This is a genomic window from Gordonia sp. HS-NH1 (assembly GCF_001418765.1).
GTDB lineage: Bacteria > Actinomycetota > Actinomycetes > Mycobacteriales > Mycobacteriaceae > Gordonia.
This window is the reverse complement of the sequence record NZ_LIYC01000116.1, coordinates 1-668: the sequence shown is the minus strand read 5'-3', so window position 1 is coordinate 668 and position 668 is coordinate 1. Positions and strand designations below refer to the sequence as shown.

The 668-nt window shown below is 67.8% G+C and carries 1 protein-coding gene; it reads right to left on the bottom strand.

All coding sequences use genetic code 11. The features are described 5' to 3' along the window. A partial coding sequence (locus tag AMD30_RS24300; protein WP_197282848.1) for a transposase occupies positions 1-668 on the bottom strand: 668 nt, incomplete at both ends.

Here is a 668-nt window from a genome sequence, read left to right as displayed (position 1 = left end):
GCACGATGAGTCGGGCGGTGACCGGCTGTGATGACTGGGGTTGCACGGTGTGCAGGGTTTCGGCGACTTCGGCCTCGGAGATCAGTTCGCCGGTGTCGGGGGCGGTGACCGCGCCGGGGTAGTGCACCGGGGTCCAGGCGTCGTCTCCGATCGCGGTGATGGCGCGGGTGATCGCGGTGTTGGTGCGCAGGACCAGCGAGAACGTCGCTGCGAGGCGTTGGCAGGTGCGCATCACCGCGGCGGTGCCATAAGCGGAGTCGCCGCGTACGGTGATCTCCCCGCTTGCCCCACACTGCCGTGCAGTAGTGAGGGTTTCAGCGATCATCTTCGCGGCCCCGCTACCGGAGGCGCAGCGGCCGGCGCGCAGCCAGGCGTTGGCGATCACCGGTGGATGATCGGGTGCGGACAGAGTGGTGATCAGCGGGGACAGACCTTTGCGCAGGAGTTCACGTCCAGCGATCTTGGCGTGCCCGTAGGAGGCTCCGGCCTTGTGGTAGCCGTAGACCGGGCGCAGCAGCGAGTCGATGTCGACAAACACCCGGGACCCGTCGGTGGGTAGCAGGTCAGCGGTGGCGCACATCGCTGGTAGTGCCCGGGTCATCACCGCGTTGAGTTGTCGGGCATGGCCGGGGGTGAACTCGCGCAGCGTTTGTCCGATCGTGGCTGGG